Here is a 13,335-nt window from a genome sequence, read left to right as displayed (position 1 = left end):
GAGCCCCACCCATCAGCAGACTCAACAACCTGCCTGGACATCACACCTAGGCGCGGCCGAGGTCGCGGTTCTCGATGTGGGCGCACCAGACCGTCAGCGCTGGCCGCCGGAGACGAGGATGATGTCGCCGGTGATCCAGCGGGCATCGTCAGAGGCCAAGAACGCGACCACGGGACCGTAGTCATCGGGCGTCCCGGTGCGGCCCAGTGGTGTGGCTGCCAGCGAAGCGGCTTCCAGGTCCGATCCGACGAAGCCACTGGATCGCGTGCCTTCGGTGTCGGATGGCCCGGGAGCGATTCCGTTGACGCGGATGCCTCGAGGGCCGAGCTCCTTGGCCGAAATGACGGTGAAGGCCTCGACCGCGCTTTTCGTGGCGACGTACAGGCTGCCGTAGGCGGGGAACTGCAGCGTTCCGCCGGTGGAGACATTGATGATCGAGGCGCGGTCGATGTCTTCCTGGCCAGCCAATGCCTGCGTGGCGAGGATCGTGCCGTAGAGGTTCGTGGTGATCTGGCGATTGAATTCCTCGCGGGTGATCGCGGTCAGCGGCCCGAAAGTGGCGACGCCGGCGTTGTTCACGAGGATGTCGACCGGGCCGAACTCGGCACGGGCCGCGTGGAAGAGTCGGCTGACCTCGGCCTCCTGCCCGACATCGCCCTGGACGGCCACGGCGCGCCCGCCGTTCGCCGTGATTGCTCGGGCAACGCGTTCTGCACCGGCGGCGTCGGTGCGATAGTTCACGACCACGGCGGCACCGGCCTTGCCGAGTTCCGCGGCGATACCGGCGCCGATGCCCTTCGATGCTCCAGTGACGATGGCTGTTCGGTTCGTGAGGGTGTTCATCGGGTTCCTTCTGCAGTGGCGGGCTCTTCGCTCACTGTAGGAGAGCCAGTTACTGGTGGGAAGTAGGCACTTTTTTGTAAGCTGCTTGCGTGACGGAAACAGAGCAGCTTGCCACTGCACATCGGCTCCTCGGTCTCGAGGCTTTCGCCAGCACGTGCGAATTCCGGCCGATCATGGATCAGGTGACGAGCCGATGGGCACAATTGATCGTCGCGGCGTTGCTGATCGAGCCGCATCGCTTCTCCGCGCTGAGCGCGCGGATCGGCGGGATCAGCCAGAAGATGTTGTCGCAGAATTTGAAGGCCTTGGTGCGTGTCGGCCTCGTCGACCGGGTCGTCGAGGCCAGTGTGCCGCCGAAGGTCACGTACAGCTTGACCGACTTGGGAACCAGCCTTGCGGGGCCGTTGACCGCCCTGATCGCCTGGTTCGGCGCTCACAGCCCCGAGCTGCTCGATGCAACCGCGGCCTACGACGATCAGCGGTCCTGAGTACGTCTGCCCGACGCCGTCGTCGTGCCGTCAGGCGAACCCGTGCGGTGAAGACGTGACGCGACGTAGGGCGGATGGGACTTGAACCCATGACCGACGGATTATGAGTCCGCTGCTCTAACCGGCTGAGCTACCGCCCCGTGAGCGAGGCCTATTCTGGCGTCGCTGCTGTGGTGGCATCCGTGACGGGGTCCACCACCGGCTCACCACGATACAGGCTCTCGAACGTGGAGATGGTGCGCTGGATGTCGTGCGCCGCGATGAGGCGGATGGACTCGCGCTTCAGGGCCTCGTACACCTCGGGCGCGGCGGTGAGCACCTGCTCGAGCTTGGCGGCGAGGTCGCCGACGTTGCCCGGTTCGAAGAGGAAGCCGTTGACCCCGTCGTGCACCAGGTGCGGCAGGGCCATCGCATCCGCCGCCACGATGGGCAGCGCAGAGGCCATGGCCTCCATGGTCGCGATCGACTGCAGCTCCGCGATCGACGGCATGGCGAAGACGGATGCGCGCGTGTAGGCCTCGCGCAGTTCCTCCTCGGTGACGTAGCCCCGGAAGGTGACCCGTTCGCCGAGACCGAGCTCCTCCGAGAGGTGCTGGAGGTTCTTCAGCTGGTCTCCGCCACCGACGATTTCGAGCGTGGCGTCGAGGGTCTCGGGCAGGGCTGCGATGGCCTTGATCAGCACGTCGATCTGCTTCTCACCGGTGACGCGACCGACGAACAGGATCCGATTGCCGGTACGGGGCTCCCAGCTGGGCACGTACTGGTCCGCGTCGATTCCGCAGGAGATCGCGTGCACGCCGCGCAGGCCCGTGGAGCGCTCGAGGAACTCGGCGGCACGACGGGTCGGCGTGGTCACGGCCTCGGCTCGGCTGAAGGAGCGCCGGGCGGCCTTCCACGCCAGCCCGATCGCCCATTCCTGCCACGCCTTCGGGATGAGCGTGAACTCGAGCATGTTCTCGGGCATGAAGTGGTTGGTGCCGATGATGCGGATGCCGCGTTTCTCGGCCTCGACCGAGAGACCGCGACCGACGACGATGTGCGACTGGAAGTGCACCACGTCGGGCTTCACCTCATCGAGGATGCGGGCGCTGTTCTGCTTGATGCGCCAGGGAAGCGCGAAACGCAGCCAGTCGTGCGGGTACCAGCGCCAGCTGTAGAGCCGGTGCGCGACGATCTTCTGGCCGTCGTGCTCCTCGACCCAGGTTCCGCGCACTCGGGATGCCGCGGGGGCCATGACGTGCACCTCGTGGCCCCGAGCCACGAGGCCGGCGGCGAGGCGCTCCGCGAACCGGGCGGCGCCGTTCACGTCGGGGGCGAAGGTATCTGCACCGATCAGGACGCGCAACGGCTTCGTCGCCGCCTTCTCGTCGCCCGTGTGCGCGGGGGCATGCGAACCGGGATTGTCAGTCAAGTGGGAGTTCCCTACGTTTCTCGGCCGGGAATCACATCCGGCTGGAGCGTGACCCGCGCCACAGGCGGCGCGTGCTGGCAGCCTATTCTAAACCGATGTGTCGCCGGGCCGTCGGAGGCTCGGCACGAGATCGGGGTCGGCCAGTCCGGTCTGCGGATGGTGCTTCGAGAGCAGGAAGACGCCCCAGATGGCGACGGCACCCGCGATGACGAACGCGATGACCGCCCACAGCGGAGCCTGCGAGGCCTCGTCGAGCACGACGATGCCGATGGTGACGGCGACGAGCGGGTCGATGACGGTCAGCCCGGCGATGACCAGGTCGGGCGGGCCAGACGAGTAGGCGTTCTGCACGAAGTAGGCGCCGAGCGCCGCTGCGAGCAGCAGGCCGAGCAGGCAGACGAAGGTCAGCCACTCGAAGCTGCCGTGCTGCACCCGGCTGATGACCACCTTCGCGAGCGTCGCGACGAAGCCGTAGAGCACGCCGGCACCGATGATGTAGAACAGCGCCTTGAACCTGCGCCGCAGCCAGGCGAATGCCGCCCCGAAGACGGCGAGCACGACGGCGAGGATGATGAGGATCGTGATGAGGTCCTCATCCGAGACCGGCTTGTCGACGGCGGTGAAGGCGGCGATCGTGACGAACAGGGCCACGCCGCCCACGCACATGACGATGGCGATGACCGAGGCGCGATTCAGCCGAACGTGCGAGACCCGTGCGTTGATGATCGACGTGATCACGAGGGCGACCGCCCCGAGAGGCTGCACGACGATGAGCGGCGCCAGCGACAGGCTGATCAGCTGCAGCGCGATGGCGAGCCCGAGCATGACGGTGCCGAGCACCCACGAGGGCCGGCCGAGCAGCAGGGCGAGTTGGCGAACACTCAGGCCGCCGTCGCTGTGGGCCGTCGTGCGCTCCACCTTGCCGACCCCGCGATGCTGCAGTTGCGCACCTACCGACATGAACACCGCGCCGATGAGCGCGATGAAGATACCCAGAACCTGCTTCGGATTCTGGGTGAAGACCTCCGTCACGCCTTCGAACCCCTCGCCACCGACCACCTCTCGACCCTAACGCGACGGCCGCCGATATCCTTGCCGAATGGCCGTCCGATCCATCCGAATCACCGGTGACCCTGTTCTGCACTCCCCCGCGCAGCCCGTCACGCGCTTCGACGACGATCTGCGCCGACTGGTGGCGGACCTCTTCGAGACGATGGATGCGGCGCCCGGCGTCGGCCTCGCCGCGCCGCAGGTGGGCGTGCCGCTGCGCGTCTTCACCTACACGTGGGGTGAGGGCGCCGACAAGCAACGCGGCGTCGCCATCAACCCCGAACTCTGGATCTCACCGCCGGAGCCGGGCGTTCCCGATCCCGAGGAGGAATCGGAGGGCTGCCTGTCGTTCCCGGGCGAACGGTTCGCGCTGCGCCGTGCGGACCGGGCGCTCCTGCGTGCCATCGATCTGGAGGGCAGGCCCTTCGAAGTGGAGGCCTCCGGATGGCTGGCCCGCATCTTCCAGCACGAGTTCGACCACCTGAACGGAACGCTGTACACCGACCGGCTCGACGCCGACGACCAGAAGGTCGTTGCCAAGATCACTCGCAAGCGGGGCTGGGGAACTCCGGGCTCGTCCTGGCTTCCGGGGGTCGACGACCTCGACGCGTGAGCGGCGCGCCTCAGACGAGAAGCCGGATGCCCGCGGCGAGGGCCGCCGCCACGAGCACCACCACGACGAACGGCACCCGCAGGGCGTACAGTGCTGCCGCCACGATGAGCGCCGGCACCCGTGCATCGAGCACGATGTCGTGGCCGCTCGCGAAGCTCTGCACGGCCGTGAGCCCGGCGAGCAACGCCACCGTGAGCATGTCGGCGATGCGCGATGGCGTCGGAGGGTGCAGCACTCTCGGCGGCACGAGGTAGCCCCCCAGCTTGATCGCCACGCAGGCCATAGACGCCAGGATCACGATCTGCCACATCGTCATGCCGATGCCGCCTTCCGGCCGAGCAGGTTGAAGGCGCCGACGACGAGCCCGACCACCGCGGCCACGAGAACCGGCAGCCCGGGCATGAGCACGGGCGTGAAGGCGGTGGCGACGACGGCCGCACCCACGGCGACGGCTCCCGTCTGAAGGCTCTTCAGCCGAGGCCAGAGAAGGCCGAGGAAGGCGGCGGCAGCGGCGGCATCCAACCCCCACGCCCGCGGGTCTCCGAGTGCGTCGCCGATGAGGGCTCCCGCGACGGTGGTGAGGTTCCACCCGATGAAGACCGCGACGGCGGTCGACCAGAAGCCCCAGCGCCGGGCACGAGGGGTGGGCTGTGCGAGTGCTACGGCCGTGGACTCGTCGATGGTGCCCCACGCTGCCGCGATGCGCTGCCACCAGGGGCCCTCGCCCACGAGAGGCGCCATGCGCATGCCGTAGATGGCGTTGCGCAGCCCGAAAAGCGCGGCCGTGGCGATGCCCGATGCGCCCGCTGCGACGCCGCCGGTCGCGACGACGCCGATGAGGGCGAACTGCGATCCGCCGGTGAACATCACGAGGCTGAGAAAGCTCGTCTGCCAGAGATCGAGACCGGATGCGACGGCGAGTGCGCCGAAGGAGACGCCGTACGCCGCCGTGGCCAGGCCGACGGCGATGCCCGAGCGCAGTGCGGCGCGCTCGGCGGGGCCTCGCCGGTCCTGTCCGGCGGCATCCGTCGTGCTCATCGAGAGAGGGCGACCCCGTGCACGCCGTTGTGGAAGCGCAGCGACGGGAACGCGGCGGCGACCGAGAAGCCAACGCCCGGAACGGGCTTCGCGCTGAAGACGCCACCGAAGAGCTCCGTGCGCTGGCGCATCTGCGAGATGGATGCACCGGTCACCTCGTCGGTCAGCGCGCGGGCGTCCTGCTCGATGGTCGTGGGGGCGACGGCGCCGTCCCGGCGTCGCCGGGCGCTCGCCCGAACGCCGTCGTCGTCGATCGCGAGTTGCAGCCCGTCACCCGTCCAGGTGAAGCTGACTCGGGCCGTGGTTCCCGGGCCGCCGTGCGTGAGCGCGTTCGAGAGGGCGCTCTGCAGGATGCGATAGATCGCCAACTCCGCGCCGGGCTTCAACTCGTAACGCTCGCCCGACTCCTCGAAGTCGATCTCGAGCCCGGCGTCGCGCATCACCCGGAAGAGGTTCGCCGCCGACTGCAGCCCCGGCTGGGGCGCGGAGAGCGCCTCGCCCTCCCGGGCGACGGTGAGCACCCGTCGCATGTCGGCCAGGGCCTCACGGCCCGCCTCGGCCACTCCCGTCACCGCACGCACGGCGGCGTCAGGATCGCCCTCGGCGGTGTACCGCGCACCCTCGGCCTGCGAGACGAGCCGCGAGATCGAGTGCACGGCGACATCCTGCAGGTCGCGCACGATGCCGAGTCGACCCGTCTGCTCGGCGAGCGAGAGCTCGAGCCCGATGCGCACCCGCTCCGCGCTCGTCCAGTCCCGTTCGCTGCGCCGTCGAGCGCCGAGCGCGAGGAGCCACAACGCGAAGAAGACGACGGTGGTGACTGCCAGAACGGCGGCCAGACCCAGCCAGGGGTTCATGCGATGCTCCTTCTGCGCGTACTCCCCCGACCACTGAGCCTAGGCGGGAAAGGCGAGCCGGGCGAAACGGCTACGGCCGACCCGCCTCCGAGTCGCTGTTGATGAACCCGAAACCGGAGCGGACCTCATCCAGTGTCGCCGCGGATCGGGACTGGATCACGGCGAGGGCATCGTGCACCGCGGAGGGATCGCTATCGAGCGAGGCCGCCCCCGATGCAGCGGATTCATTGATGATGCTCAAGGATCGGGTCACGGTGTCCGCGAGAGCCACGACGATGCGACGTCGTTCCTGCTCGACCTCGCGTTCCCGGCGGCGATTCGCCACGGCACGCAGCCAGGCGGCACGATCACGGCGCACGCTGAAGGCGAGATAGACGCCGATCCCGAGCCCGGCCACGAGCAGGAGCAGGAGCACCACGAGTTGCGGCTCGAGCGGAAGGGTGAACAGCGCCCACAGCACGAACAGAAGCTGGAGCAGCTGGATCAGCACGAGGATCACCACCCGTCGCCGTCCGGTACCCCGAGCCGGGAGAGCCCACGACCTGCTGTGGCCCTCTCCGTGCTCCCTGACCGGCAGGGAACGAGACGATGCAGAGGACATGAACAGAATGTTAACGCCTGCTGCTGGGCGCCCAATGCACGCAGGCTGAGCGGCGGCTCCGCGCTCAGGCGCGACGCCAGTCGTCGCTCGTGAGGTGAGAGCCCGCCTGCGGCCCCATCTGCAGCATTCCGCCGTCGACGACCCAGGATGCGCCGGTCACGTAGGCTGCGTCGGGAGAGGCCAGGAAGGCGGTGACCGCCGCGATCTCGCGGGCGTCGCCCGGACGACCGAGCGGGATGCCGGGGCGGTGAGTGCCGCGCGGGTCCTCATCCTCCTGGTCGGTCATGGGCGTCGCGATCTCGCCCGGCGCGACGGCGTTGACCGTGATGCCGTGTTCGCCGAGCTCCAGCGCCAGGGTCTTCAAAAGGCCGACGAGTCCGTGCTTGGCGGCGTCGTAGGCGACCGAGCCCACGCGCGGCTGGTGCTCGTGAACGCTCGTGACGCCGACGATGCGCCCGCCGGTGCCGGCATCCACCATGCGACGAGCGGCGCGCTGCAGGAGCACGAACGGGCCGTCGAGGTCTCCGGCGAGCGTCCTGGCGCCACTCGTCCCACGAGGTCTCGAGGAACGGCGTGCCGCCGCCGAGGCCGGCGTTGTTGATGAAGACGTCGAGACCTCAGAGGTCCTCGGCGAGCCGGTCGACCACGTCTCCGCACGCCGGTACGTCGGTCGCATCCAGCCGCGTGACCACGGCACGGCGCCCCTCGGCTTCGACGAGCCGTGCGGTCTCGCGTGCGCCGTCCTCGTCGGAGTGCCAGGTGATGCCGACGTCCATGCCGCCCTGGGCGAGTGCGACGGCCGTCGCACGGCCGATTCCCGAGTCCGAGCCGGTGACGATCGCGGTGCGCGGTGAGAATTCCATGCCAGCACTCTGCGGCCGGTCTGCGCCGCCGGCAAGGGGCTGGCACAAGCCGGGTGATGCTGTTAGAACTGCGTTTCATGACCGACACCCCTGTCTCCGCCGCCCTTTTCGACATCGATGGCACTCTGGCCGACTCCAACTACCTGCACGTCGAGGCATGGCACCACGCCTTCGAAGACATGGGCGTGCGGGTGGATGCCTGGCGCATCCACCGCGGAATCGGACAGGACTCCGCACGTCTGCTGAGCTCGCTCGTCGGCGACCGCGACGACGAGTGGCTCGAGCAGGCCAAAGACCTGCACTCGACCTACTACAAGCAGCTGACCAGCCGGCTGTACCCCTTCACGGATGCCGCGGGCCTGCTCCAGGCGCTCGCCGACCGCGGTGTGCACGTGGTGCTCGCAACCTCCGCCCCCGACGATGAATTGGAGATCCTGCTGAAGGCGCTCGACGCCGACGCCGCCATCCACGCGACGACCTCCGCCGACGACGTCGACGCAGCCAAGCCCGAGCCCGACATCGTGGCGGTGGCCCTCGACAAGGCGGGCGCAACAGCCCAGAACGCCGTCTTCATCGGCGACTCGGTCTGGGACATGAAGGCCGCGGTCGCGGCCGGTGTCCGGCCCTTCGGGGTGCGTTCCGGAGGCGTCTCGGAGGCGGAGCTCGTCGACGCCGGCGCAGTGCGCGTGTTCGACGACCCGGCAGCGCTGCTCGGGAACCTGGACGCCCTCGACCTGGGCTGAGCACGGTGACTGGGAAATGAGAAAGGACCGGAGGGGTGGAGCCCATCCGGTCCTTCGCTCCCCGACTTGGACTCGAACCAAGAACCTATCGGTTAACAGCCGATTGCTCTGCCAATTGAGCTATCGAGGATCAGCGCGTGTGCGCATAGCTACTTTAGCAAAGGATTCACCGCCGCAAAATCGAGCGCCGCTCGACTGACTCGCCGCACGTCAGTACCCGAGATCCGGGTCGACGATTCCAAGGAATCGCCCATCACCGACGAACCCCGCGACGTTGACGCGGATGCGCTCCTCGAGCAGCGGCGCCGTCATCGCGGGCGTGTCGGCCATGTGCGGGGTGATGAGCGCGGTTGGAACGCTCCACAGCGGATGCCCCGCCGGAAGCGGCTCCGGATCGGTCACGTCGAGCGCGGCACCCGCGATGGCTCCGGAGCTGAGCGCGAGCACCAGGGCATCCGTATCGACCAAACGCCCACGTCCCACGTTCACGAGGTATGCCGAAGCGCGCATACGCTCGAACTCCGCCGCACCGAAGAGCGATGTCGTCTCCGGCGTGAGCGCAGCGGCGAGGATGACGAGGTCGGCCTCGGCAAGCACCTCGCCCAGCCGCTCGGGCGAGAGCGTGCGCTCTGCTCCCGGCACGGGGTCCGGCCGCTGCCGCACCACATCCACGTGCACGCCGAAAGGTGCCAGCAGGCGGATGAGTTCGAGGCAGATGCCGCCGGCGCCGACGATCAGAACGCGACGGCCGTACAGCGAGACGCCGAGCGGGCGGTCATCCCATTCCCGTGCCCGTGCCCGCTGGGGCAGGTAGCGCAGAAGCGCGAGGGCGAGACCGAGCGCGTGCTCGGCGACGGGCTGGGCGAAGGCGCCCTTCGCGCTCGTCCACAGCACGCCGCGGTGCCGTCCGATGAGGTTCGAGAAGGCGTCGACGCCGGCCCACGGGAGCTGCACCCAGCCCACGCCCGGACGCGCAGCCAGGACGGCGTCGAGGTCGTGCGGACGATCGTTCGCGAGCCAGACGACGCCCCGGGTGTCCGATCCGAGCGGGCCGACGGTACCGCCGCCCTGCTCGACCGCTGCCGAGAAGCGCGGCTCCCCCTCCGGGAGCACCGCGATCGGCCCGGGCGCGGGACGCCGTGCGGGTACGCCGTCGGCGCCGGCCGGCAGCACGGCGCGGTGGGCGCCCGTCACAATCCCGGCGCCGGCGCCTGCGGCGCGCGTGCCGGGCCGACCTCTCCGAGCGGAAGCTCGGCGGCGAGGCGTTCGACGTAGGGATGCAAGGGGTTCGCGAGCACCTCGTCGATCGGCCCGAGGCCGACGAGCATTCCGCCGTCGAGCACGGCGATGCGATCGGCGACCCGTCGCAGGATCGCCAAGTCGTGGCTGATCACGAGCGCCGCGAAGGCGCTGTGCTGCTGCAGCTCGCCGACGAGGTCGATGATGGCGTGGCGCACGGTGGCATCCAGCGCCGCCGTCGGCTCGTCGGCGATGAGCAATGCCGGGTCGAGCACGAGGGCCCGGGCGATCGCCAACCGCTGTCGCTGCCCCGAACTGAGTTCGTACGGGTACTTCGAGAGCACGCCGAGCGGCAGCCGCACCGCGTCGACGAGAGTGACGACGCGCGCCTCGAGCGCCTTTCGGTTGTAGTGCCTGTCGCGGAGCAGGATCGGCTCGCCCACCACCTCTGCGACGGTCAGGTCGCCGCGCAGGTTCGCCGCGGCATCCTGGGCGACATACCCCACCTCGAACATGAGCCGATCGGCGCGCCGCCTGCTGAGACGGCGCAGCGATTCGCCGAAGACCTGGGCGTCGCCCCCGGTGATCACCGGATGCACCTCGCCGCGCGCGGCCTGCATGAAGCGTCCGGCCAGCACCCGTGCCACCGTGCTCTTGCCCGAACCGCTGCGACCGAGCAGCCCCAGCACCTCGCCGGGGTGCACCGTGAGATTCAGGCCGCGCACCGCCACGTAGGCCGGACTCGGTCCGTGCGCCGGGTATTCGACCGTGAGGTCGCTCGCGACGATCGGATAGCCGTGCAGGGCGTTACCCACCATGGTGTCTACTCTGCCGCCTGGAGCGCGTGCAGTGCATCCCGTCGCTTCGCCTGCTCGATCGGATCGGGAACCGGCAACGAGGTCAGCAACCGCTGGGTGTAGGGGTCCTGCGGAGCGCCGAGCACCTCGGCGCCGGTCCCCTCTTCGACGAGCCTGCCCTTGTAGAGCACCGCGATGCGGTCGGCGAGCAGGTCGACGACGGCCAGGTCGTGGCTGATGAAGAGGGCCGCGAAGCCGAACTCGCGCTGGAGCTCGGCGAACAGCTCGAGCACGCGCGCCTGAACGGATACGTCGAGGGCGCTCGTCGGCTCATCGGCGATGAGCAGCGTGGGCGCGAGCGCGAGCGCCCTGGCCAGGCTCGCCCGCTGACGCTGGCCGCCCGAGAGCTCGTGCGGGTAGCGGTCGCCGTAGGCCCGGGGAAGCTGCACGGCCTCGAGCAGCTCGTCGACGCGACGCCGGGCGTCCCGCGCGGATTCGGCTCGGCCGTGGATCACGAGCGGTTCAGCAACGGCGTCGGCGATGCTCAGCAGCGGGTTGAAGCTGCCCGCCGGGTCTTGAAAGACGAATCCGATCTGCGAGCGGGAGGAACGGAAGTCGCGTTCGCGCACTCCGTTCATCTCCGTGCCGAGAACCTGCAGCGAGCCGTCGGTCACCCTCGTCAGGCCGGCGATCGCGCGGCCGGTCGTGGTCTTGCCCGAACCGGATTCCCCGACGAGGCCGAGCACCTCGCCCGCACGGATCTCGAAGCTGATGCCGTCGACCGCCGTGAATCCGGGGCGGCCGAAGCGACCGGGGTACTGGATGCGCAGGTCCTTGGCGACGACGACGGGCGTCGCGGTCTTCCAGTCCATGCTGCGCGCCTCGGCGCGAACGGCTGCCGAGCTCGTTCCCTGGCCGACGTGCGGCACCGCCGCGAGCAGGCGCTTGGTGTAGTCCGCCTGCGGATGCGCGAACAGCTGCTGCACATCGGCCTGCTCCACCACGTTGCCCTGGTACATCACGGCCACGCGATCGGCGAGGTCGGCAACGACGCCCATGTTGTGGGTGATGAGCACGATCGCCGCGCCGAACTCGTCGCGGCAGCGCCGCAGCAGGTCGAGGATCTCGGCCTGCACCGTCACGTCGAGCGCCGTGGTGGGCTCGTCGGCGACGATGAGGCCGGCATTGAGCACGAGCGCCATCGCGATGATCACGCGCTGCTTCTGTCCGCCCGAGAACTGATGGGGGTAGTAGTCCACGCGCTTCTCGGGCTCGGGGATGCCGACCCGGCCGAGGATCTCGACGGCGCGCTTCTTGGCCTCGAGCTTCGAGATCGACGCGTGCGCACGCAGGCCCTCCGCGATCTGCCAGCCGACGGTGTAGACGGGGTTCAGCGCTGTGGAGGGCTCCTGGAACACCATGGCGACGTCGGTGCCGCGCACCTCGCGCAGCTGGCGCTTGGAGAGCGCGATGACGTCGTTCTGCGCGCTGCCGTCGCGACTGGTCAGGATGACCGCTCCGCTGGTCGTCGCCGTCTCGGGAAGCAGGCCCAGGATGGTCTTGGCCGTGACGGTCTTGCCGCTGCCGCTCTCGCCCACGATGGCGAGCACCTCGCCGGGCGCGACCGACAGGCTCACGTCATCGACGGCCTTGACGGGTCCGGCATCCGTTGCGAACGAGACGCCGAGGCGTTCGATGCTGACGACGTCGCTCATGACTTCACCCTGATTCCGTGCTCGTCGAAACTCTCCCCGTCCTCGAGGCCGCTGAGTCCTCCCGGACCGGCGTCCAGCGTGCCGCCCGGCACGACGGAGGTCTCCGCCACGCTGCCCGATGCCTTCGCGACCGAGCGTCGCCCGCGCAGGCGCGGGTCGGCGAGGTCGTTGAGGCTCTCGCCGACGAGCGTGATGCCGAGCACGGCCAGCACGATCGCCACTCCGGGGAAGACCGCCGTCCACCAGATACCGCTGGTGACGTCGGAGATCGCCTTGTTGAGGTCGTAGCCCCACTCGGCGGCCGACGTGGGCTCGATGCCGAAGCCGATGAAGCCGAGGCCGGCGAGCGTGAGGATCGCCTCGGAGGAGTTCAGCGTGAGGATGAGCGGAAGGGTGCGGGTCGCGTTGCGCAGCACGTGACGGAACATGATGCGGGAGTTGCTCGCCCCGAGCACCTTGGCCGATTCGACGAAGGCCTCGGCCTTGATGCGCACCGTCTCGGCACGGATGACGCGGAAGTACTGCGGGATGAACACCACGGTGATCGAGATCGCCGCCGCGAGGATGCCGCCGAAGAGGTTCGACTGGCCGCCCGAGATGACGATGGACATCACGATCGCCAGCAGCAGAGACGGGAACGCGTAGATGGCATCGCAGACCACCACGAGCAGCCGGTCGGCCCATCCGCCGAAGTACCCGGAGATGAGGCCGAGGAAGACGCCGATGAAGATGGAGAGGATGACCGCGACGATGATGACGAGGATCGCCGTCTGGGCACCCCAGATGGTGCGCGAGAGCACGTCGTAGCCGCCGACGGTCGTACCGAACCAGTGAGCCGCTGACGGCGGGTTCTGCGAGCCGAACGCTCCGTCGGGCCCGCGCAGCTGGTCGAACCCGTACGGGGCGAGCAGCGGCGCGAAGACGGCGGTCAGCACGAAGACCGCGGTGAGCACCAGGCCGGTGACGAGCATGCCGCGCTGCAGGCCGACGCTCTGGCGCAGCTGGTGGACGACGGGCAGGCGGTGCAGGATGCCGCCGCGTGCGGCCGGAGGGGCGGGAGGTGCGAGCTGGGTCATC

Annotated in this window: 14 protein-coding genes, 2 tRNA genes and 1 pseudogene; 3 read left to right on the top strand and 14 right to left on the bottom strand. The window is 69.2% G+C overall.

The genetic code is table 11. The annotated features are described in order from the left end of the window. Positions 1 to 93: 93 nt before the first annotated feature. Positions 94 to 963, bottom strand: coding sequence for an SDR family NAD(P)-dependent oxidoreductase (locus tag WDJ51_RS00505; RefSeq protein ID WP_337850457.1), 870 nt, complete (start codon positions 961 to 963; stop codon positions 94 to 96). Between WDJ51_RS00505 and WDJ51_RS00500 the strand changes: the two genes are divergently transcribed. Further along, positions 933 to 1,331 carry a winged helix-turn-helix transcriptional regulator gene (locus WDJ51_RS00500; RefSeq protein WP_337850456.1) on the top strand — a complete coding sequence of 133 codons (399 nt, stop codon included), beginning with the start codon at positions 933 to 935 and terminating at the stop codon, positions 1,329 to 1,331. The genes WDJ51_RS00505 and WDJ51_RS00500 overlap by 31 nt on opposite strands. A gap of 66 nt (positions 1,332 to 1,397) precedes the next feature. Here WDJ51_RS00500 and WDJ51_RS00495 read toward each other — a convergent pair. The 3 genes from WDJ51_RS00495 to WDJ51_RS00485 all read right to left on the bottom strand — a co-directional run bounded on the left by WDJ51_RS00495 (position 1,398) and on the right by WDJ51_RS00485 (position 3,801). Continuing rightward, a tRNA-Ile gene (locus WDJ51_RS00495) sits at positions 1,398 to 1,471 on the bottom strand. Positions 1,472 to 1,482: 11 nt separating this feature from the next. After that, positions 1,483 to 2,742 (bottom strand): glycosyltransferase, encoded by a 1,260-nt coding sequence (locus WDJ51_RS00490; protein WP_337850455.1) that lies wholly within the window; start codon positions 2,740 to 2,742, stop codon positions 1,483 to 1,485. An 87-nt stretch (positions 2,743 to 2,829) separates the two neighbouring features. After that, a complete protein-coding gene (locus WDJ51_RS00485) occupies positions 2,830 to 3,801 on the bottom strand; it encodes a DMT family transporter (protein WP_337850454.1) in 972 nt (323 codons plus the stop codon). A gap of 40 nt (positions 3,802 to 3,841) precedes the next feature. On the opposite strand from WDJ51_RS00485, the gene def reads away from it, so the two are divergent. Continuing rightward, positions 3,842 to 4,405 carry a peptide deformylase gene (def, locus tag WDJ51_RS00480; RefSeq protein WP_337850453.1) on the top strand — a complete coding sequence of 188 codons (564 nt, stop codon included), beginning with the start codon at positions 3,842 to 3,844 and terminating at the stop codon, positions 4,403 to 4,405. 10 nt (positions 4,406 to 4,415) lie between these two features. On the opposite strand, the gene WDJ51_RS00475 is transcribed toward def, so the two are convergent. The 5 genes and pseudogenes from WDJ51_RS00475 to WDJ51_RS00455 all read right to left on the bottom strand — a co-directional run bounded on the left by WDJ51_RS00475 (position 4,416) and on the right by WDJ51_RS00455 (position 7,764). Then, the gene (locus WDJ51_RS00475; RefSeq protein WP_337850452.1) at positions 4,416 to 4,721 is read right to left on the bottom strand and encodes an AzlD domain-containing protein; all 306 of its coding nucleotides are present in this window, start codon (positions 4,719 to 4,721) and stop codon (positions 4,416 to 4,418) included. Beyond that, on the bottom strand, positions 4,718 to 5,443 hold the full coding sequence (locus tag WDJ51_RS00470; protein ID WP_337850451.1) for an AzlC family ABC transporter permease: 726 nt from the start codon (positions 5,441 to 5,443) through the stop codon (positions 4,718 to 4,720). Before WDJ51_RS00470 ends, WDJ51_RS00475 begins: the two co-directional genes overlap by 4 nt. Beyond that, a complete protein-coding gene (locus WDJ51_RS00465) occupies positions 5,440 to 6,300 on the bottom strand; it encodes a sensor histidine kinase (RefSeq protein WP_337850450.1) in 861 nt (286 codons plus the stop codon). The genes WDJ51_RS00470 and WDJ51_RS00465 overlap by 4 nt, the downstream gene beginning before the upstream one ends. Positions 6,301 to 6,370: 70 nt before the next feature. Continuing rightward, positions 6,371 to 6,901 carry a hypothetical protein gene (locus WDJ51_RS00460; RefSeq protein ID WP_337850449.1) on the bottom strand — a complete coding sequence of 177 codons (531 nt, stop codon included), beginning with the start codon at positions 6,899 to 6,901 and terminating at the stop codon, positions 6,371 to 6,373. Positions 6,902 to 6,965: 64 nt separating this feature from the next. Then, positions 6,966 to 7,764 (bottom strand): annotated as a pseudogene (locus WDJ51_RS00455) (SDR family oxidoreductase). Between the two features lie 77 nt (positions 7,765 to 7,841). Here WDJ51_RS00455 and WDJ51_RS00450 point away from each other — a divergent pair. Beyond that, positions 7,842 to 8,507 carry an HAD family hydrolase gene (locus WDJ51_RS00450; protein ID WP_337850448.1) on the top strand — a complete coding sequence of 222 codons (666 nt, stop codon included), beginning with the start codon at positions 7,842 to 7,844 and terminating at the stop codon, positions 8,505 to 8,507. 57 nt (positions 8,508 to 8,564) lie between these two features. Here WDJ51_RS00450 and WDJ51_RS00445 read toward each other — a convergent pair. The 5 genes from WDJ51_RS00445 to WDJ51_RS00425 form a co-directional block, all read right to left on the bottom strand. Further along, positions 8,565 to 8,637 (bottom strand) — tRNA-Asn (locus WDJ51_RS00445). An 80-nt stretch (positions 8,638 to 8,717) separates the two neighbouring features. Further along, positions 8,718 to 9,701 carry a D-isomer specific 2-hydroxyacid dehydrogenase family protein gene (locus WDJ51_RS00440; protein WP_337850447.1) on the bottom strand — a complete coding sequence of 328 codons (984 nt, stop codon included), beginning with the start codon at positions 9,699 to 9,701 and terminating at the stop codon, positions 8,718 to 8,720. Then, positions 9,698 to 10,564 carry an ABC transporter ATP-binding protein gene (locus tag WDJ51_RS00435; protein WP_337850446.1) on the bottom strand — a complete coding sequence of 289 codons (867 nt, stop codon included), beginning with the start codon at positions 10,562 to 10,564 and terminating at the stop codon, positions 9,698 to 9,700. Before WDJ51_RS00435 ends, WDJ51_RS00440 begins: the two co-directional genes overlap by 4 nt. Before the next feature lie 5 nt (positions 10,565 to 10,569). Next, positions 10,570 to 12,258, bottom strand: coding sequence for an ABC transporter ATP-binding protein (locus WDJ51_RS00430; protein WP_337850445.1), 1,689 nt, complete (start codon positions 12,256 to 12,258; stop codon positions 10,570 to 10,572). Continuing rightward, a complete protein-coding gene (locus tag WDJ51_RS00425) occupies positions 12,255 to 13,334 on the bottom strand; it encodes an ABC transporter permease (protein ID WP_337850444.1) in 1,080 nt (359 codons plus the stop codon). The genes WDJ51_RS00430 and WDJ51_RS00425 overlap by 4 nt, the downstream gene beginning before the upstream one ends. Position 13,335 lies beyond the last annotated feature (1 nt).

Source organism: Rathayibacter sp. YIM 133350 (assembly GCF_037404875.1).
Classification (GTDB): Bacteria; Actinomycetota; Actinomycetes; order Actinomycetales; family Microbacteriaceae; genus Orlajensenia.
The sequence above is the reverse complement of the archived record's forward strand: the minus strand, read 5'-3'. Positions and strand labels throughout refer to the sequence as shown.